The following is an 18,696-nucleotide window of genomic DNA, read 5'->3' on the forward strand; positions in this document are numbered from 1 at the left end:
TTCCTATTGTGCCTGATCCAGCGGTGCCGCATGCAGAGCTCAAGGCGGTCGCCGGCGAGCCGGCTCGATCTGGGCCCATGGCTACCGCGGCGCCGTCCCCTGTGCGTCCCCTGGGGACGTCCCGAGGGGGAGAGAGGATTTCCATGACGGCTTTCTCGCTGGAGACATTCGGGTTCCCGGAGGTCCATGCTGACGGCCGTCCGATCAAGTTGAACCTGCGCAAGGGTCTTGCGCTGCTCGTCTATCTGGCGGAGGCCAAGGCGGCGGTCGCGCGCGACGTCGTTGCCACGCTGCTCTGGCCTGAGACCGATCGCGAGACGGGCCTTGCGCGGCTGCGGCGGCTGCTTCATCGCGTCGAGCTCGCGCTCGGTCAGCCGGTATTCGAGACCGACCGCACCAGCGTGCGGTGGTCTCCGGCGACCGTGCTGAAGGCCGATGCGCATTCATTCGAGAGCGCCTGCGACCGCGGCGACTTTGAAGCGGCCTGCCGGATCTGTCGCGGCGACTTCCTTGCGGGCTTCGCTCTCGACGATTGCCCTGAATTCGACGATTGGGCGTTCTTTCGCCGGGAGGCGCTGAGGGGACGGCTCATGCATGCGCTCGAGCGTCTCGTGCAGGACAAGAATGCCGCCGGCGACCATTTTGCCGCGGCCGCGCATGCGGGACGCCTGGCTGAACTCGATCCGCTCAGCGAGGTCTATGGCCGGCATCTGATCCGCAGCCTTCTGCTGGCCGGCGACCGCAGCGCGGCCGAACGTCAGCATGCTGCAATGACACAGCGGCTGCGGGACGAACTCGGGGTTGCGCCGGAAGCCGAGACCGAGGCGCTGATGAGTCCCGCAACGGCGCTGCACGCTGTTCCAACCACGCGCTATGTGAAGGGCGCCGGCGTGCATCTGGCGTATCAAACCTATGGCAGCGGCCCGCTCGATATCCTGGTGATGCCCGGCTTCGTGTCGCATGTGGAGCGGGCCTGGGAGAGCCCTGCAAGCCGGACGTTCCTGGCGTCGTTGATGAAGCTTGGACGGCTGATCGTTTTCGATCGTCGCGGGATCGGGCTGTCCGACCGGGTCGGATCGGCCCCGGGGATCGACGTCACCGCGGAGGATATCGGCACCGTGCTGCGGGCGGTGGATTCCCGCCGCGTCGTGCTGTTCGGCGCCTCCGAATGCGGGCCGGCCTGCGTCAAATTTGCGATCGATGAGCCGCGCCGCGTGGCCGGGCTCATCCTGTTCGGCGCACTGGCCAAGGGATGTTGGGCGGAGGACTATCCGTACGCGTTGCGCGCCAGCCAGTATGACGCCTGGAGCAGGCAGCTCGTCGCGCAGTGGGGCGGCCCGGTCGGCATCGAGACTTTTGCGCCGAGTTTGGCCGGCGATCCGCAGGCGCGCGCCTGGTGGGCCGGGCTATTGCGCGCGGCGTCCAGTCCCGGCGGCATCTCGGCCGTGCTCGAGGCCTTTCGCGACGCCGACGTGCGGCATCTCCTGGCTCAGATCACGGTGCCGACCCTGGTGATGCACCGGCGCGGCGACCAGGCGGTGCGGATCGCGGCCGGCCGCGATATCGCGAGCCGGATCAGCGGTGCGGAGTTTGTCGAGCTCGACGGCAACGATCATTGGTTCTTCGCGGGTGATCAGCAGCCGGTGCTGGCTGCCATCAAGCGATTCACGGATGCGTTGCCGCTTCGGAGGGCGTAACCCACCACTCCCATTGCTCGCTGATTCGATTTGGTGGACTACGCTTTGCTAATCCACCCTACGAGGTCTGTATCAGGCCGCGCTTGCGACCTCGTCCTTGGGGGTGCCGTGCTGGAGCTGGCGCAACGCCGCGAGGTTGGACTCGACCGACGCCAGGCAGCAACGCGATTTGCCGCCCGACTTCGCCTGGTAGAGCGCGGCATCGGCGACCGCCAGCAGTCCGGCGACGTCGGCGCCGTGATCCGGTGACAGCGCGATGCCGACGCTGGCGCCGATGCAGGCGTGCATTTCGCCGCTGAGCTCATAGGACAATGCGACCTCGCTGCAGGAAGATGCGGTTTGGTGCAGGTGTGGCGGTGGAGCGTGGGACCTAAGGCTGCGTCGAATGCAGGCTTCGAAGGGTGGGCAAAGCAAAGCGTGCCCACCATCTCGATCGACGAAGCTGAACGAGTTTGGTGGGCACGGCGCTTTGCGCCCTTGTCCACCTCACGAGATCTGCGACACGGGGTGGGAGGCGATCACACCGCCTCCAGCTGATCCGCCGCGCGCTTCTTCTTCGACTTGGACTGGCCGAGTAGGGGGCCGGCCGTCAGCGCCGCCGTATCTGCCACGCCGGGATCACGCGAGATCATCGCGGCCACGATCGCGCCGTCGATCAGGAGGCCGAGCTGATGCGCGAGCACCGCGGGCTCGCTCGAGCCAAGCTCGCCGGCGAGCTTCTCGATGTGGCCGAGCACGATCTTCTTGTGCTTCAGTGCGATGTTGCGGAACTGCTTGGCGTCCTTGTCGTGCTCGCCGACCGCGTTGATGAAGGGGCAGCCGTAGAAGCGCTCTTCGGCAAACCAGCTCTTCAGGGCCGGGAAGATGCGCGTCAGCTTGGCCTGCGCATCGCCGCCGCCGTCTTCCATGGCGCCGATGAACCATTCGCGCCATTGCTTGCCTTCGCTCTCCAGCACCGCGTTGACGAGGTTGGTCTTGGAGCCGAACAATTTGTAAAGCGTGGTCTTCGCGGTCCCGGCCTCTTCGATGATCGCATCGATGCCGGTGGCGTTGATTCCGTTCTTGCAGAACAAATGCGAGGCGGCGCTGAGCAGGCGCCCGCGCGCGGATTCGTCATCGCCCGCGCCTGAATGCGGCGCGTTCTTCTTCGACGACATCTTGTTCAGTGAGGGCTTGTTCAGTGAAGGTTTGGCCATGGATTGCAACTTAATCGCAGCCGCGCGGTATCATCAAGCCGCATCTGCTTCGCGCTAAAAAGATTCGCATCGGCCATCTCAGCTGCATCGCCTTTGAGCAGAGTGCGGCTGATCAATCCGCAGGCAGCCATCGCTAAGCGGCTCCAATGCCTCGCATTTCGTTTTCGGTCCCGTCTGGCACGCTCCATGCAAGGAAACAGACCGTTCGGTATCCTGCCGTTTTCCGCGGCTGCCAGGGAGAAGATGATGACTGCCGTCGTTCAAAAGACAGTGCTGACGGGGTGCCTTGCGCCCATCGACAAGAATGGCCTCGAGCAACTGATCGCGAGCGGCAAGGCCAATCCGAAGGTCGTCAAGACCTTGAAGTGCAAGACGGTCGCGGAAGGCAAATTCCGTCACGCCAACTACATCCGCAATCTGCCGCCCTATATCGTCGACGAGCCGCCGGGCCTTTTGGGTGACGACACCGCGCCCAATCCGTCGGAAGCCTCGCTTGCCGCGCTCGGCTCGTGCCTCGCCGTCGGCCTGCACGCCAACGCCGTGCATCGCGGCTGGATCGTCAACAAGCTCGAGCTCGAGCTCGAAGGCGACCTCAACATCACCGCGGTCTGGGGCACCGGCGATACCTCGGACAAGCCGGTCGGCTTCACCGACGTGCGGGTCAAGGTCGACATGGAATGCGAGGGCGTCTCGCAGGACGAGATCAACGCGCTGGTCGCCCATGTGAAGAAATGGTCGCCGGTCGCCAACACCTTCACGCGCCCGGTCAATCTCGAGGTCGGCATCTAGCTGATCGCAACCAGGACAAGGTGCGGGAGACGATCATGGGTTCACTGGCTTTATCGCGGGCCGAAAGTTTGGATCAGCCCGCACCGTCCATTGCAGGGGAGGTGGCGCGGATCGCGCGCGAAGATCTCGCGCCGCTCGCCGCCGGCATCGACGACGGCTCGGTCTATCCGGCCGAGGTGTTGCGCAAGTTCGGTGCGGTCGGCGCCTGGGGCAGTCACGTGCCGCACGAAGGTCCCGCCGACTTGCGCTGCGCCATCCAGGCGATGGCCGCGATCGGCGAGGTCTGCGGCGCCACGGCTTTCATGGCCTGGTGCCAGAACACGCTGGTCTGGTACGCCGCCAACTCGACCAATCTGAAGCTCGCCAAGCGGTTCGGCGATGCTTTCTCGACCGGCCGGGTGCTCGGCGGCACCGGGCTCTCCAACCCGATGAAGAGCTTTTTCGGCATCGAGAAACTGAAGCTGAAAGGGCGCAAGGTCGAGGGCGGCTACATCGTGCGCGGCGCGCTGCCCTGGGTCTCCAATCTCGGTCCCGACCATTATTTCGGCACCATCTTCGAGCGTGAGGACGATCAGGGCGTCGCAAGTGGCGAGCCCGGCACGGTCATGTTCCTGGCCGATTGCTCCGATCCCGCGATCACGCTGACGCCGTGCAAGCCGTTCATGGCGATGGACGGCACCGGCACCTATGGCGTTCAGTTCCGCGACGTCTTCGTGCCGGACGAGCTGATCCTCGCCGACCCCGCCGGCCCCTTCGTCAAGAAGATCCGCGCCGGCTTCATCCTGCTGCAGGCCGGCATGGCGCTCGGCCTCATCAAGGACTGCATCAACATCATGGGCGAGGTCGATAGTCCGCTCGGCCATATCAACCGCTATCTGCCGCAGCAGCCGGTGCACTTCCGCGACCTCGCCGCCGAGCTCGAGGCCGAGACCATGGCGCTGGCGCGCGATCCCTACAACGAGGACGAGACCTACTGGCGCAAGGTGATCGCGCTGCGCCTGCGCGCAGGCGAGGCCAGTGTCGCGGCGGCGCATGCGGCGATGCTGCATTGTGGCGCGCGCGGCTACCTCAGGAGCCACCGCGCACAGCGGCGGCTGCGCGAGGCCTATTTCGTCGCGATCGTCACGCCGGCCACCAAGCAGCTGCGCAAGATGCTCGCCGAGTCCTGAGCTTCACGAGTCCACCCCAGACCACCGCTTAACCTCAACGGAGAGGCTGCCAATGACGGACGTTCTGATCTCTGCCAGCGAACTTGCCGATCTCTTGAAGCTCGAACCCTGTGTCGTCATCGACACCCGCAATCCCGATGCCTATGGCGCCGGGCATCTGCCGGGCGCGGTGAACGTGCACGAGATCTTCACGTTTCTCGCGACCTCGACGCCGGAAGGCATGAGCGAGCTGAAGACCAAATTCGCCGACGCCTTCGGCGCTGCCGGTCTCTCCGGCAAGGAGACCGCGGTGATCTACGAGCAGTCGATGAATTCCGGCTTCGGCCAGTCCTGCCGCGGCTATTATCTGCTCACCATGCTCGGCTATCCCAAAGTCAAGGTGCTGCATGGCGGCTTCGATGCGTGGTCGGCCGCGGGTCTTCCGGTGACCAAGGATGTCCCGGCGCCGGCGAAGGCCTCGTTCGCGATCGTGCCGGAAGCCGGCGAGATCCTGATCGACGCGAAGACCATGCTTGCCGCGGTCGGCAAGCCCGGCATCGCCATTCTCGACGTGCGCGATGTCGACGAATGGATCGGCGACAGCTCTTCGCCCTATGGCAAGGATTTCTGCCCGCGCAAGGGCCGCATCCCCGGCGCGGTGTGGCTGGAATGGTACCGCATGATGAAGCCGACCGCCGAAGGGCCCCGCTTCAAGTCCAAGGACGAGATTTTGGCCGAATGCGCCACCGTCGGCATCACGCCGACGACGCCAGTCTATCTCTACTGCTTCAAGGGCGCGCGCGCTTCGAACACCTTCCTGGCGCTGAAGAACGCCGGCGTGAAGGACGTGCGGATGTATTTCGGCTCCTGGAACGAATGGTCGCGTGACCCCTCGCTGCCGATCGAGCAGGGGTTGCCCATTGCTGCCCAGGTAACGGGCAAGGCGGCATAGAACCTGCATGTTTCCAATGGCCCGGCTGCGCAAGCGGTAGCCGGGCCACGATGGAATTCTGACCTGACGCGGCGGACAACGGCGTCCGCCGCGCAGTGTGACAAAGGGGCGCAGCAGCATGTCCATGTTCGACGATCCGTTCGATGCCGACCGCAATCTCGGGGCGGGCTGCGTTTGCGGCCAGCACCGTTCGGCGAGGGAGCACGAGCAGGCGGCGCTGCGCTGCGAGCCGGTCGAGAGCGAGGAGAAACGCTACGAGGGCGTGATTGCGTCGGCCGTGATGCGCGCGATGTTCCCGCAGGATGTGGCACGGCGGGCGTTTCTGAAGTCGGTCGGGGCGTCCACCGCACTGGCCGCGCTGTCGCAGTTCTTTCCGCTGCAGACCGCAACCGAAGTATTCGCGCAAGCCGGTGTGCCCGAGAAGAAGGACCTCAAGGTCGGCTTCATCCCGATTACTTGCGCCACGCCCATCATCATGGCGGCGCCGATGGGCTTCTATGCCAAGCACGGTCTCAACGTCGAGGTGGTCAAGACCGCCGGCTGGGCCGTGATCCGCGACAAGACCATCAACAAGGAGTACGACGCCGCGCACATGCTGGCACCGATGCCGATCGCGATCTCGCTGGGCCTCGGTGCGAACGCCATTCCCTTTGCCGTGCCGGCGATCGAGAACATCAACGGGCAGGGCATCGTGCTGGCGGCCAAGCACAAGGACAAGCGCGACCCGAAGGACTGGAAGGGCCTGAAATTCGCCATCCCCTTCGACTATTCCATGCACAATTACCTGCTGCGCTACTATCTCGCCGAGCACGGGCTCGATCCCGATACCGACGTGCAGCTGCGCTCGGTGCCGCCGCCGGAGATGGTCGCCAATTTGCGTGCAGACAATATCGACGGCTTCCTCGCCCCCGACAACATCTGCCAGCGCGCGATCTATGACGGCGTCGGCTTCATGCATCTGTTGTCGAAGGAGATCTGGGACGGTCATCCCTGTTGCAGCTTCGCCGCCAGCCGCGAGTTCATCACGTCAGCGCCAAACAGCTTTGCGGCGCTGACCCGCGCCATCGTCGATGCGACCGCCTATGCCTCGAAGGCGGAGAACCGCAAGCAGATCGCGGAAGCCATCGCGCCGGCCAATTACATCAACGCGCCGGTGACGGTGCTGGAGCAGGTCTTGACCGGCACCTATGCCGACGGCCTCGGTGGCGTGAAGACCGATGCGAAGCGCGTCGATTTCGATCCATTCCCCTGGCAGTCCTTTGCGGTGTGGATGCTGACGCAGATGAAGCGCTGGGGCCAGATCAAGGGCGACGTCGACTACAAGGCGGTGGCCGAGCAGGTGTATCTGGCCACCGACACCAAGAAGCTGATGGCCGAGATGGGGCTCACACCGCCTGCGAGCGCGTACAAGTCGTTTGCGGTGATGGGCAAGACTTTCGATCCGGCCAAGCCGGAGGACTATGTCGCGAGCTTCAAGATCAGGAAGTCGTCGTGATGAGATCTCTCTCAGCATCGTCGTCCCGGCGAACGCCGAGACCCATACCGCGGAATCCATCGATTGCTATCGATGGGAGTACCGAACGACGAGTCTTCGCCAAACTTCTCCCTGGGGTTATGGGTCCCGGCGTTCGCCGGGACGACGGGCGGAGAGGTCTCGCGCGATGACTTCTTCTCTCCGCCTCCGCGCCGGTCTCGTCTCCATCGCGCTGCTCGCTGCATTCCTCGGCATCTGGCATCTCGCCACGCGCTCGACAGGCCCCGTCGCCACGATGAGCCCCGAATACGCCAAGCTGATGGGGCTGACCGCGACGCAGGGCAAATCGGCGATGCCCGGGCCGCTCGATGTCGGCGCCAAGTTGTGGGAGCATTTGCGGCGGCCGTTCTACGACAACGGGCCGAACGACAAGGGGCTCGGCATCCAGCTTGCCTATTCGATCGCGCGGGTCGGCACCGGCTATCTGCTGGCGGTGCTGGTCGCGATCCCGCTCGGATTTCTGATCGGCATGTCGCCGCTGCTGAGCAAGGCGCTCGATCCCTTCATCCAGGTGCTGAAGCCGATCTCGCCGCTGGCCTGGATGCCGCTCGCGCTCTACACCATCAAGGATTCCTCGATCTCGGCGATCTTCGTCATCTTCATCTGCTCGATCTGGCCGATGCTGCTCAACACCGTGTTCGGCGTCGCCAGCGTGCGCAAGGAATGGATCAACGTCGCGCGCACGCTCGAGGTCGGCACCATCAGGCGGGCCTTCACCGTGATCCTCCCCGCGGCGGCGCCGACGATCCTGACCGGCATGCGCATCTCGATCGGCATCGCCTGGCTCGTCATCGTCGCCGCCGAAATGCTCGTCGGCGGCACCGGCATCGGCTATTTCGTCTGGAACGAGTGGAATAATCTGTCGATCACCAACGTGATCATCGCGATCCTGCTGATCGGGATCGTCGGCATGCTGCTCGACCAGATCCTGGCGCGCTTCACGCGCATGGTCACGTTTCCGGAGTAGGGGAGATGACCGACAAATTCATCTCCATCGAAGCCATCGCGAAGCGCTATCCCAGCGCCGGCGGCGCCACGACCACCGTGTTCGAGAACCTGTGGCTGTCGATGGCGCGCGGCGAGTTTGCCTGCGTGATCGGGCATTCCGGCTGCGGCAAGACCACCGTGCTCAACATCCTCGCCGGCCTCGATGCGCCGAGCGAGGGCGCCGTCATCGTCGACGGGCAGGCGATTTCGGGCACCAGCCTCGACCGCGCCGTGATCTTCCAGAGCCACGCACTGTTGCCCTGGCGCACCGTGCTCGGCAACGTCGCCTATGCCGTGAGCTCGAAATGGCGGAGCTGGGACCGCGCCAAGGTGAGGGCGCATGCGCAGACCTTCATCGACCTCGTTGGCCTGACCGGCTCCGAGCACAAGCGGCCCTCGGAACTGTCGGGCGGCATGAAGCAGCGCGTCGGCATCGCGCGTGCGCTCTCGATCACGCCGAAGATCATGCTGATGGACGAGCCATTCTCGGCGCTGGACGCGCTGACGCGCGGCACGCTGCAGGACGAGGTGCGGCGCATCTGCCTGGAGACCGGGCAGACCGCGTTCATGATCAGCCATGATGTCGACGAGGCGATCTATCTCGCCGACAAGATCTTCCTGATGACCAACGGACCCGGTGCGGTGCTGGCCGAGGTCGTCGAGAACCCGCTGCCGAGGGACCGCGGCCGCACTGATCTGCACCGCCACCCGCTCTACTACGCACTGCGCAACCACATCATCGATTTCCTGGTGACGCGCAGCAAGACGTTTACCGCCGAGACACCCGATCACGATCCGCGTAATGTGCCGCTGGTGCATATCGGCAAGCCCGGACTGACGATCGCATCCAGTGGTGACGAGCAACGCCAGACCTGGACGCCCGGGACCAGTCCCGGACTGACTGCTTGAAAAGGAGACCCTGACATGAAACGCGAAGACCTCACTGAGAAGCTGCTCGACATCAAGCGCGAGAAGGGCTGGAGCTGGAAGCACATCTGCGACAAGATCGGGGGGTATTCCGAGGTCCTCATCGTCGGCGCCATCCTCGGCCAGATGAAATTGACGAAGCCGCAGGCTGCCAATGCCGGCGAGCTGTTCGGCCTGTCGAAGGCGGAAGTTGCGATGCTCAACGAGGTGCCGATGCGCGGCACCGGCACGCCGATGCCGCCGACCGATCCCCTGATCTATCGCTTCTACGAAATGGTGATGGTGAACGGCCCGGCCTGGAAGGCGCTGATCGAGGAAGAATTCGGCGACGGCATCATGTCGGCGATCGACTTCGACATGGCCATGGAGCGCGTCGCCAACCCGAAGGGCGACCGCGTCAAGATCACCATGAGCGGCAAATTCCTGCCGTACAAATATTACGGCGCCAGCGGCAACGTGCCGGAATACGGCTTCAAGGAGGAGTGACCGACGCAGTTAACCGCTGGTGAAGCGGCGGCCCGGTGTTTGCGGTCCATGGTTTGCCTGACGGCAACCTCTGGAGGCTAGGTAACGGGCCTCGCTTCAACCACAGGTACCCGTGATGAAATTCCGCTCGCGTTTTGTCTTGGCAGGCGTTGGTCTGCTGGTCGTGATAGCTCCCGCCAAGGCTCAGTCCCAGCGTGTCATCGCCGAGCAAGGCGGCGGTGGTCTGCGGCAGGAAGGATCGGTGCGTGTGCAGACTTCGATCAACTTCTTTGTCGCCGGTCCGACCGGGGACAGCGAGGAGGCCCAGAAACTGCGCGACCGCGCGCGCCGCACGGTCTATGAGATGGCGGCGCGCGAATGTGATCTCCTGCGCGAGGTGCTCGCCCGCGATTGCCGGATGGAGTCGGTCAACACCAACATCAACCGGCAGTTCGGACCGCAACAAGCGGAGGGATTCAATATCAGCGGATCGATGGGTTTTCAGATCACGCTGAAATAGAGCCAGACGGCGGGGTCACTTCCCCGCCTTCACCTCGGCGGCCGCCACCGCGAGCAGCTCGCTCATCTTGGCGCGAATCGCCTGCTCGGTGACGGCGACGTTCTTGGCGGTGAAATCGGCCGTGATCTTGCGCAGGACGTCGGCATCGCCGGCCTCCTCGAAATCGGCCGCGACCACCTCCTTGGCATAGGCGGTGGCGGCATCGCCTGACATGCCGAGCTTTTCAGCCGCCCACAGCCCGAGCAGCCGGTTGCGGCGGGCCTCCGCCTTGAATTTCTGCTCCTCGTCGAGGGCGTATTTCTTCTCGAAACCTTCCTGGCGCTTGTCGAACTCGCTCATGCCTTGTTCCAAATCCCCTGCTGAATGGAGCGGGAGCCTTCCGTTGCGGCGACCCGACTGCATGCCTACATAGATAGCACGAATCGGCAAAACAACGGGCCGTTAAGCCGCAGGCAAGATGGTATAAGTTGGCGCCGGACGGCCGGATCGATTGTGCTCGGTCAGCCAATCGGATAGGTTGCCTGAAGGCTCGGTTCCCGTTCTGTTTCCAAGGGTTATGGACGGGGTTCCGGGTCGTTCACGGCAGCTCCGCTGTGGGTCGTAAATCCTAGTAACCGGAGCACACCAAATACATGGATTTCAACAAAACACGGTACATCCCCATGAGCCGGCGGCGTCGCATTTATGAAGGCAAGGCAAAGGTTCTGTATGAAGGCCCGGAGCCCGGTACCCTGATCCAGCACTTCAAGGACGACGCGACCGCGTTCAATGCGAAAAAGCATCAGGTAATCGAGGGCAAGGGCGTCCTCAACAACCGGATCTCGGAGTACCTGTTTCAGCACCTCAACGACATCGGGGTGCCGACCCACTTCATTCGCCGTCTCAACATGCGCGAGCAGTTGATTCGCGAGGTCGAGATCGTGCCGCTCGAGGTGGTGGTGCGGAACGTCGCCGCGGGCTCGCTGTCGCAGCGCCTCGGCATCGAGGAGGGCACCCAGCTGCCCCGTTCGATCATCGAATTCTACTACAAGAACGACCAGCTCAACGACCCCATGGTGTCGGAAGAGCACATCACGGCCTTCGGCTGGGCGACGCCCCAGGAGATCGACGACATCATGGCGCTTGCCATCCGCGTCAACGACTTCCTCACCGGCCTCTTCCTCGGCATCGGCATCCGCCTCGTCGACTTCAAGATGGAATGCGGACGTCTGTTCGAGAACGAGATGATGCGCATCATCGTCGCCGACGAGATCTCGCCGGATAGCTGCCGTCTGTGGGACATCAAGTCGAACGAGAAGCTCGACAAGGACCGTTTCCGCAGGGATCTCGGCGGCCTGCTCGAGGCCTATACTGAAGTTGCAAAACGTCTCGGCATCCTCATGGAGAACGAGCGTCCGCAGGGCTCCGGCCCGGTGCTGGTGAAGAGCTGAGGGGATTTTCGACGTGAAGGCACGTGTCACCGTTACCTTGAAGACGGGCATCCTCGATCCGCAAGGCAAGGCCATCGAAGGCGCGCTGAAGTCGCTCGGCGTCGACGGCGTCGCCAGCGTCCGCCAGGGCAAGGTGTTCGACATCGAGCTCGCCGGCGCCGACAAGACCAAGGCGGAAGCCGCGCTGAAGGAAGCCGCCGACAAGCTGTTGGCGAATACCGTGATCGAGAACTATCGGGTCGAAATCGTCTAGGGCTGTCCGCCATGGTAGCCCGGATCGCGCTTCGATCCATCCGGGCTACGAAGCGATTTCCTCATAGCCATCCGGCGCGACGAAAACGCCAGTACAGCGCGGTGCACGCCGTCAGCATCACGCCGAGCAGCATGTAATAGCCGTAGTCCCATTCCAGCTCCGGCATGTGCTTGAAGTTCATGCCGTAGATGCCGGCAAGCGCGGTCGGGATCGCGATGATCGCGAGCCAGGACGCGAGCTTCTTGGACACCGCCGTCTCCTGCGCCTGGCCGACCAGCAGGCTGGCCTCGAATGCGAAGGCCAGCACCTCGCGCATGGAATCGATGCGCTCCTGGATGTTGCGGACGTGGTCGGTGACGTCGCGAAATAGCGGCTGCATGGCCTGCCGCACCATCGACAGCTCGTCATGCTCCAGCCGGCGGCAGACCTCCACCAGCGGCCCGATCGCGTTGCGCAGCCGCAACAGGTCGCGGCGCAGCATGTAGAGCCGCTCGATCTGGGCTTTGCTGATCGCCTTGGACAGCACGTCGTCCTCGATACCCTCGACTTCGTCGTGAATGCTCTCGAGCACGGGCGAGTAATTGTCGACGATGAAATCGAGGATCGCATAGAGGATGTAATCCTCGCCGCGGGCGAGCGCCCGCGGGCAGCTTTCGCAGCGTTCGCGCACCGGCCTGTAGGACGTCGAGGCGCCGTGGCGCACCGAGACCAGATAACCTTCGCCGACGAAGATGTGGGTTTCGCCGAAGACGATGCGGCCCTCGACCAGCTGCGCCGTCCGCGCCACGATGAACAGGGCTTCGCCATATTGCTCGATCTTGGGCCGCTGATGGGCGTGGTTGGCGTCCTCGATCGCGAGTTCGTGCAGGTCGAATTGCTTCTGCACCGCGCCGAGCAGCGCCATGTCGGGCTCGTGCAGGCCGATCCAGACCACGTGGCCGGGCTTGGCCCGCCAGCTCGAGGCCTCGCTGATGGCGATATTGGCGATACGGCGGCCATCGACATAGGCGCCGGCGGCGACGACGCCCTCGGTGGACACGGGCTCGGAGGGGGACGTGGGCAGCGACGGGACGTTCATGGCTTCAATCCCGGGCAAGATCGTCGGGCAAAAGTGCCTCGGCTATGGCCTGTGTACAAGGCCGTCCGGCAAGGCTAGCACTGGTAAAATCCCCGTCAAATGGCTATGTCTCTTCGCGAATTGGCCCTTTGGCCAGCCCGATTCCCATCACCGTCGGAACTTTTGCCATGAAAGCCGCCATCCTCGTCTTTCCCGGAATCAACCGCGAACGCGACATGGCGCGGGCGCTGAGGATGATCTCGGGCAGCGAGCCGGCGATGGTCTGGCACGCCGAGCCGTCGCTGCCCGCGGGCACGGATCTCGTGGTGGTGCCGGGCGGCTTCTCCTACGGCGACTATTTGCGCTGCGGCGCCATCGCGGCACGCGCGCCGGTGATGGACGCGGTGCGCGACTATGCGGCCAAGGGCGGCCTCGTGCTCGGCGTCTGCAACGGTTTTCAGATCCTCTGCGAGTCCGGCCTCTTGCCGGGCGTGCTGATGCGCAATGCGCGGCTGAAATTCATCTGTCACGACGTGCATCTGCGCGTCGAGCGTTCCGACACGCCGTTCACCCGCGGCTACAATGCCGGGCAGGTGATCCGCGTGCCGGTCGCCCATGGCGAAGGCAATTACGAGGCGGATGAAGAGACCATCAAGCGGCTCGAAGGCGAGGGGCGGGTGCTCTATCGCTATTGCTCCGCCGAGGGCGTGGTGGACGAAGCTCACAACATCAACGGCGCCGCGCATTCGATCGCCGGCATCGTCAACGACAAGGGCAACGTGCTCGGCATGATGCCGCATCCGGAAAACCACGTCGAAGACATCATGGGCTGCACCGACGGCCGCGGCTTGTTCGCGGGCCTGACCGCGCATCTGGAAAGAGCCGCGTGATTGCGTTCGCGGTGAAGCGGGCTCTCGCTGCGATCGCGGCGCTGGCATTCGTGACGGCCGCGTTCGCGCAGGACTATCCAAAACGTCCGATCACCATGATCGTGCCGTTCGCGGCCGGCGGCACCTCGGACGTGATCGCGCGCGCGGTGGCCGAGCAGATGGGCATCGCGCTCGGCCAGACCATCGTGATCGAGAACGTTGCGGGGGCCGGCGGCTCGACTGCGCTGGCGCGCGCCTCCCGTGCCGAGCCCGACGGCTACACCATCGCAATCGGCAATGCCGGCACCAATGCCGCGACCTACACGATCTATCCCAAGCTGCCGTTCACGCCTGATTCCTTCGTGCCGATCGCCATGGTGGCGAAGACGTTCGGCATCATCGCGCTGCGCAAGGACTTTCCGGCGAAGGACCTCAAGGAGTTCATCGCCTACGCCAAGGCCAATCCCGGCAAGATCAATCTCGGCCATGCCGGCGTCGGCTCCTCGAACTATCTGATCTGCAAGAGCTTCGTCACCGCCGCCAGCATCGACGCGACGCTGGTCGGCTATCGCGGCGCCGCGCCCGCGCTGACCGATGCCGTCGGCAGCCAGATCGACGGCGTCTGCGATGCGGCGGCCTCGGTCTCGCAATCGATCAACGAGAAGCTGGTGAAGGGGCTCGTGGTCGGCTCGACCGTGCGGCTCGCCACGCTGCCGGACCTGCCGACCTCGACGGAAGCGGGCCTGCCCGAATTCGAGGCGCAAGGCTGGAACGGCCTGTTCGCGCCCAAGGGCACGCCGCCGGCCGTGATTGCCAAGCTGAACGCCGCGGCGCGCACGGCCGTCGAGACCGACGCGGTCAAGAAGCGCTTTGCCGACCTGTCGACCGTTGCGCCCGATGCCAATGAGCATACGCCGGAGCTGCTGCAGCAGCTCGTGACACGGGACGTCGAAAAATATCGGAAAATGCTGGCGGACGACGCCAAGTAGTCGGCCGCTCCTGCCGGCTCCCGCATTGGCGGGAGACGGCTTTGCGCGACTCAAGGAATCCGCGCGACGACCTTGATCTCGAAGTCGAACCCGGCAAGCCAATTCACGCCAACAGCCGTCCAATTCGGATAGGGCGCGTCGCCGATCTCGGTGCTGCGGACAGCCATCACCGTATCGATCTGTTGGGCAGGATTGGTGTGAAACGTGGTGACATCCACCACGTCGTCCAGCGTGCATCCGGCAGCTGCGAGCACCGCGCGCAAATTGGCAAACGCACGCCGGACCTGGTCCTCGAACACGGGCTCGGGTGAGCCGTCCTCGCGGCTGCCGACCTGTCCCGAGACGAACAGCAAGTCGCCGGACCGGATCGCGGCCGAATACCGATGAGCTTCATAAAGTGCTTGACGGTGAGCGGGGAAGATGGCCTCGCGCTGGAGCATGTGGCTGTGCCTTTCGAAAGATCAGGGGCAGGGACCGCGAATTGCCTTGCGGCGCCGGTCGTGACATTGTTCATATACGGTTCGTATGTGAGCTTATCGCTCACATACGGGGCGTATGTCAACAGAAAATGGGTCGAGCATGATCGAGGGAAAACGTGCCGCAGCCATGGCGGAAAATCGGGCCAAGCTCATCCGCGCTGCGCGCAAGGCTTTCGCCACGCAGGGTTATGCAGAAGCGTCGATGGATGAGCTGACGGCCTCGGTCGGGCTGACACGGGGCGCGCTCTATCACAATTTCGAGGACAAGAAGGGGCTGCTCTGGGCCGTCGTCGCGCAGATCGATGGCGAAATGGCGGAGCGGCTGCGCGCGATCCGGGAGCAAGCGCCAACCTTGTGGCAGGGCCTGCTCGCAGAGGGCAGTGCCTATATCGAAATGGCGCTCGATCCTGAAATTCAGCGCATCATGCTTCTGGATGGACCTGCCGTACTCGGTGATCCATCCAAATGGCCCGGCGAGAACGCCTGCCTGGATATCACCATGCGAACGATCCGGTCACTGATCGACGAGAAGGTGGTGAAGCCTTTGGATGTTGAAGCAGCCGGGCGACTGCTGAACGGCGCCGCGCTCAGTGCCGCATTATGGGTCGCCGCAGCCAACGATCCGAAAGTCGTGCTGAACAAGGCCGTGGACGCGTTTCGACAGTTGGCGAGCGGATTGCTGCGCGACTCGAATGGCCGCGCATGATGCAAATTTCGCTCGTGAACCTCCGTCACGCTTGAGGCGACTGACTCCTCGTCGCCATCACGGCGCGTGCGTCCGGGGTCGCTGATTTTCTGCAAGGGGAGCAACTCAAAGTTGTTCCGCCGCTGCAATTGCGATATCACGGAGCGTGCGCTGTCGCTGTGCCCGTGGATGTCACATGCCCGTTGCCCTGATCGTTCTGCTGCTCGATCTCACGCTGATCTATCACGCCTCGCGAACCGGGCGGTTGCGGCCCTGGGCCTTCATCATCCTGCTGGTGCCGATGATGGGCGCGCTCGCCTATATCGCGGTCGAGCTCATTCCCGAATGGTTTTCCAGTCACGGTGCCCGGCAGGCGCGCCAGCGCGTCGCCAACCGGCTCGATCCGGAGAAGCGCTATCGCGAATTGTCGGACCGGCTGGCTGACGCCGACACCATCGCCAACCGCGCGGCGCTGGCGGACGAGTGCGCGAATATCGGCCGGTTCGCTGAGGCCGAGCAGCATTATGACCACATCCTGAAGCTGCCGATGGGGCACGATCCCGCCTATGTGTTTCGCAAGGCGCAGGCCGAGTTTTCCGCCAAGCGTCCGGTCGACGCGCTCACGACGCTCGACGATCTCCAGAAGCAATGGCCCGACTTCGATTCCGCGGATGCGCATCTGCTCTACGCCCGCGCGCTCGTCGAGGTCGGCCGGACCGACGAGGCGCTGGAGGAATATCACGCTCTCGCCGGCTACTACCCCGGCGCCGAAGCGCGGGTGCGCTACGGCCTGCTGCTGCAGGTGGTCGGCCGCACCGCCGAGGCGCGAATGGTCTTCAACGAGTTGCTGATCCAGATGCGCCGCGCACCGAAATATCTGCGCAACGCGCAGGCGGAATGGCTGTCGATCGCCGAGAAGCAATTGTCGGCGTCGCGCTAGTTGCCTTCGCGCTTCAGAACCAGCGCCAAATTCCGGCAAACGCGACCAGGTCAACGAGGTAATGCGCGAGCACGACCGGCCAAAGGGCGCCTGACCGCCAATGCATCACCATGAAAAGGATGCCGAATATTGTGGCGAGAAGGATGTTCCCGACCCCGGACCACCAATGATGGGCACCGAACATGAGAGAAGTGATGAGAACGGCAAAGGCGCCGTCACCCAGGTAAGGTCGGGCGGTGTTCCGAAGCAATCGCCTGAAGATGATCTCTTCGCTGGCCGCGACCAGTATCAGGCCAACGACAAGGAGACGTTGAGCCAGCCGATTGGGTGCGGATACTTGCCGACGATGGTCGCCGGAAATGTCGCATTCATGAGACGTAGCGGCCACTGACCCAACCGGTCCAGCAGCACTGACCCAGCAATCCAGACCCCGATTTCAAGTAGAGAGATCCGGCGTTTCTCCCTGCGATAGGCGATAGCGCGTGCTGCCGGAATCGCCGCAAGGATGACCAGAGCGGCGACTCGGCCGGCATAGTCCCAGACGAGCCAGCCCGCGGCACTATGCTGATGCCGTCGCATCAGTTGGGATGCAACGAGCGGGAAGAGCGCGAGCGCAAATCACCAGAGGCTGGGCGCGCGATCGGCCTTTGAATCGCCAATGGCGTCCGGTGAACGACTTTCCATGCTGGGCCCTGAGGGAGGGATGCGTCACGACAGGCTTGCGCCCGACTACCTCATATTCGTCCCGCGTGTGTCAATCGAGCTATGCCCGCGCTGGCGCTCAAAGCCCGCGCAATCGGCCTAGCGCAGCTTGAACTTCTCCGCCGGCACGGTCATCGCGGCGACACCCGCCATCACCAGCACTAGCCCCAGCGCCAGGTTCGACGGCACGCTCTCGCCGAGCAGCAGCACGGAGAGGCCGACGCCGATCGGAATGCGCAGATACCCTTGCGCATTCGTGGTTAGCGTACCGAGGCGGCCGAGGCAGACGTAGAACAGCATCAAGCCCAGCGCGCTCGAGACGATGCCCATGACGATGGTGGCGACGATCGCGGTCGGCGTCGGCTGCAGCGTCCAGGGCTGGTCGATGATCAGCGATGGCGGCAGCAGGATGAGACCGCCGAACAATAGCGAGCCGGCCGCCACCACCATCGGGTCGTATTCGGAGAGGCGAAGGCCGAAGATCGTGGCGCAGGCAAAGGAGATGGTGGCGAGCAGGATCGCGATCTCCGCCACGATCTCGATCCCGAAGCCGCGCAGTGCATCGAGGCCGACGATGAGAATGGTGCCGGCGAGGCCGAGGATCGCGCCGGCGAGCTTGAGCAGCGTTGCCGGCTCATGCCGGGTGATCAGCGAGGTGATCAGGAACGCGAAGATCGGCGTGGTCGAGGCCAGCACCACGGTGTTCGACGCCGGCACATAGAGCTGCGACCAGGTGATGATCAGGAACGGAAAGGTCGAGTTGATCAGCTGCTGGGTCGCGAACAGCTTCCACGCCTTCGCGTCGGTCGGGACGCTGATGCCGCGCATCCACAGGATCGCGAACAGGAAGGCAGCCGCGATCAGTGAGCGTGCCGAGATGAAGGTGATGGGCGGGATGGTGGGAAGCGCCAGCTTGGCCAGCGGGTAGGTCGAGCTCCAGCAGCAGGCGAGCGCGAGCGCATAGTCGCGCCAGTTGCGCGCGCCGGTGGCGGCCATGGACGGCAACGGCGATGAAACGGAGGCCGCTGAGCGCCCCGCCTCCGATGTGCTCTGCGGCACCTTGTTCCTGCTCCCCGG

General features: G+C 64.1%; 22 protein-coding genes. 15 read left to right on the forward strand and 7 right to left on the reverse strand.

All coding sequences use genetic code 11. The annotated features are described in order from the left end of the window. Positions 1-143: 143 nt before the first annotated feature. Positions 144-1,697 carry an alpha/beta hydrolase gene (locus GDN70_RS14795; protein WP_152102720.1) on the forward strand — a complete coding sequence of 518 codons (1,554 nt, stop codon included), beginning with the start codon at positions 144-146 and terminating at the stop codon, positions 1,695-1,697. A gap of 72 nt (positions 1,698-1,769) precedes the next feature. Here the strand turns inward: GDN70_RS14795 and GDN70_RS14800 are convergent, their stop codons facing one another. Together GDN70_RS14800 and GDN70_RS14805 are read right to left on the reverse strand one after the other, a co-directional pair. Beyond that, positions 1,770-2,009: a diguanylate cyclase domain-containing protein gene (locus GDN70_RS14800; protein ID WP_371731577.1), complete on the reverse strand. Its 240-nt coding sequence runs from the start codon at positions 2,007-2,009 to the stop codon at positions 1,770-1,772. A 206-nt stretch (positions 2,010-2,215) separates the two neighbouring features. Then, positions 2,216-2,893, reverse strand: a complete 678-nt coding sequence (locus tag GDN70_RS14805) for a TetR/AcrR family transcriptional regulator (protein ID WP_173015813.1) — start codon at positions 2,891-2,893, stop codon at positions 2,216-2,218. A gap of 246 nt (positions 2,894-3,139) precedes the next feature. Between GDN70_RS14805 and GDN70_RS14810 the strand changes: the two genes are divergently transcribed. The 8 genes from GDN70_RS14810 (at position 3,140) to GDN70_RS35500 (ending at position 10,215) form a co-directional block, all read left to right on the forward strand. Next, complete coding sequence (locus GDN70_RS14810; RefSeq protein WP_152102721.1) at positions 3,140-3,682, forward strand: OsmC family protein; 543 nt, start codon at positions 3,140-3,142, stop codon at positions 3,680-3,682. Positions 3,683-3,717: 35 nt separating this feature from the next. Then, positions 3,718-4,851, forward strand: a complete 1,134-nt coding sequence (locus GDN70_RS14815) for an acyl-CoA dehydrogenase family protein (RefSeq protein ID WP_173015814.1) — start codon at positions 3,718-3,720, stop codon at positions 4,849-4,851. Between the two features lie 52 nt (positions 4,852-4,903). Beyond that, the gene (locus GDN70_RS14820; protein WP_028142834.1) at positions 4,904-5,782 is read left to right on the forward strand and encodes a sulfurtransferase; all 879 of its coding nucleotides are present in this window, start codon (positions 4,904-4,906) and stop codon (positions 5,780-5,782) included. A gap of 118 nt (positions 5,783-5,900) precedes the next feature. Then, entirely contained in the window at positions 5,901-7,277 is a 1,377-nt protein-coding gene (locus tag GDN70_RS14825; RefSeq protein ID WP_028142835.1) for a CmpA/NrtA family ABC transporter substrate-binding protein, read from the forward strand. A gap of 166 nt (positions 7,278-7,443) precedes the next feature. Next, complete coding sequence (gene ntrB / locus GDN70_RS14835) at positions 7,444-8,283, forward strand: nitrate ABC transporter permease (RefSeq protein ID WP_038971645.1); 840 nt, start codon at positions 7,444-7,446, stop codon at positions 8,281-8,283. Between the two features lie 5 nt (positions 8,284-8,288). Next, a complete protein-coding gene (locus GDN70_RS14840) occupies positions 8,289-9,212 on the forward strand; it encodes an ABC transporter ATP-binding protein (protein ID WP_152102723.1) in 924 nt (307 codons plus the stop codon). A gap of 15 nt (positions 9,213-9,227) precedes the next feature. Next, on the forward strand, positions 9,228-9,716 hold the full coding sequence (gene cynS, locus GDN70_RS14845) for a cyanase (protein WP_049801764.1): 489 nt from the start codon (positions 9,228-9,230) through the stop codon (positions 9,714-9,716). A 115-nt stretch (positions 9,717-9,831) separates the two neighbouring features. Next, entirely contained in the window at positions 9,832-10,215 is a 384-nt protein-coding gene (locus GDN70_RS35500; protein ID WP_028142838.1) for a hypothetical protein, read from the forward strand. Between the two features lie 15 nt (positions 10,216-10,230). On the opposite strand, the gene GDN70_RS14855 is transcribed toward GDN70_RS35500, so the two are convergent. Continuing rightward, positions 10,231-10,554: a DUF1476 domain-containing protein gene (locus GDN70_RS14855; RefSeq protein ID WP_028142839.1), complete on the reverse strand. Its 324-nt coding sequence runs from the start codon at positions 10,552-10,554 to the stop codon at positions 10,231-10,233. A gap of 323 nt (positions 10,555-10,877) precedes the next feature. On the opposite strand from GDN70_RS14855, the gene purC reads away from it, so the two are divergent. Further along, a complete protein-coding gene (purC, locus tag GDN70_RS14860; RefSeq protein WP_173015815.1) occupies positions 10,878-11,645 on the forward strand; it encodes a phosphoribosylaminoimidazolesuccinocarboxamide synthase in 768 nt (255 codons plus the stop codon). Between the two features lie 13 nt (positions 11,646-11,658). Then, positions 11,659-11,898: a phosphoribosylformylglycinamidine synthase subunit PurS gene (purS, locus tag GDN70_RS14865; RefSeq protein ID WP_028142840.1), complete on the forward strand. Its 240-nt coding sequence runs from the start codon at positions 11,659-11,661 to the stop codon at positions 11,896-11,898. Positions 11,899-11,959: 61 nt separating this feature from the next. On the opposite strand, the gene GDN70_RS14870 is transcribed toward purS, so the two are convergent. Then, positions 11,960-12,976 carry a magnesium and cobalt transport protein CorA gene (locus GDN70_RS14870; protein WP_028142841.1) on the reverse strand — a complete coding sequence of 339 codons (1,017 nt, stop codon included), beginning with the start codon at positions 12,974-12,976 and terminating at the stop codon, positions 11,960-11,962. Between the two features lie 167 nt (positions 12,977-13,143). Here GDN70_RS14870 and purQ point away from each other — a divergent pair, with 167 nt between their 5' ends. Then, on the forward strand, positions 13,144-13,845 hold the full coding sequence (gene purQ / locus GDN70_RS14875; protein WP_038971672.1) for a phosphoribosylformylglycinamidine synthase subunit PurQ: 702 nt from the start codon (positions 13,144-13,146) through the stop codon (positions 13,843-13,845). Next, entirely contained in the window at positions 13,842-14,813 is a 972-nt protein-coding gene (locus GDN70_RS14880) for a tripartite tricarboxylate transporter substrate binding protein BugD (protein WP_038971646.1), read from the forward strand. Before purQ ends, GDN70_RS14880 begins: the two co-directional genes overlap by 4 nt. Before the next feature lie 50 nt (positions 14,814-14,863). On the opposite strand, the gene GDN70_RS14885 is transcribed toward GDN70_RS14880, so the two are convergent. Beyond that, complete coding sequence (locus tag GDN70_RS14885) at positions 14,864-15,253, reverse strand: RidA family protein (protein WP_038971647.1); 390 nt, start codon at positions 15,251-15,253, stop codon at positions 14,864-14,866. Positions 15,254-15,392: 139 nt separating this feature from the next. Between GDN70_RS14885 and GDN70_RS14890 the strand changes: the two genes are divergently transcribed. After that, positions 15,393-15,998 (forward strand): TetR/AcrR family transcriptional regulator, encoded by a 606-nt coding sequence (locus tag GDN70_RS14890; protein WP_028142845.1) that lies wholly within the window; start codon positions 15,393-15,395, stop codon positions 15,996-15,998. 175 nt (positions 15,999-16,173) lie between these two features. After that, positions 16,174-16,917: a tetratricopeptide repeat protein gene (locus GDN70_RS14895; RefSeq protein ID WP_152102724.1), complete on the forward strand. Its 744-nt coding sequence runs from the start codon at positions 16,174-16,176 to the stop codon at positions 16,915-16,917. 13 nt (positions 16,918-16,930) lie between these two features. On the opposite strand, the gene GDN70_RS35505 is transcribed toward GDN70_RS14895, so the two are convergent. Together GDN70_RS35505 and GDN70_RS14905 are read right to left on the reverse strand one after the other, a co-directional pair. Next, positions 16,931-17,305 carry a CPBP family intramembrane glutamic endopeptidase gene (locus tag GDN70_RS35505; RefSeq protein WP_244625884.1) on the reverse strand — a complete coding sequence of 125 codons (375 nt, stop codon included), beginning with the start codon at positions 17,303-17,305 and terminating at the stop codon, positions 16,931-16,933. Positions 17,306-17,718: 413 nt separating this feature from the next. Then, positions 17,719-18,678: a DMT family transporter gene (locus GDN70_RS14905; protein WP_152102725.1), complete on the reverse strand. Its 960-nt coding sequence runs from the start codon at positions 18,676-18,678 to the stop codon at positions 17,719-17,721. Between the last annotated feature and the right edge of the window lie 18 nt (positions 18,679-18,696).

The organism is Bradyrhizobium sp. TM102 (genome assembly GCF_009176685.1).
Lineage (GTDB): Bacteria > Pseudomonadota > Alphaproteobacteria > Rhizobiales > Xanthobacteraceae > Bradyrhizobium > Bradyrhizobium ottawaense.